Raw genomic sequence first — 273 nt, 5'->3', positions numbered from 1 at the left:
GTGGGACTGGTGTTGCTCGACAGCTTCCGCAAAGAGCCGTGGTTAGGTTTTGAAGTGGTCGGGATTTATCACGACGCGAAGCCCGGCGGCGTGCCGTCCGACTGGGCAGGTAACTACGAACAGCTTATTGACGATGCGAAAGCCGGCAAAATTCACAACGTCTACCTTGCCATGCAGATGAAAGAGGAGTCCCGCATTAAGAAACTGATGCGCGACCTGGCGGACACCACCGGTTCCGTGATCCTCATTCCGGATGTCTTTACCTTCAACATG

Annotated in this window: 1 pseudogene; it reads left to right on the top strand. The window is 54.6% G+C overall.

What is annotated here, in order from left to right:
* A pseudogene (locus tag RTW80_RS29275) lies at positions 1-273 on the top strand (undecaprenyl-phosphate glucose phosphotransferase); the annotation flags it as partial.

The sequence above is a fragment of the Escherichia sp. AM3 genome (assembly GCF_032029835.1).
GTDB lineage: Bacteria > Pseudomonadota > Gammaproteobacteria > Enterobacterales > Enterobacteriaceae > Escherichia > Escherichia coli.
Note: the sequence above shows the minus strand (reverse complement) of the source record. Positions and strands in the feature narration are given on the sequence as shown.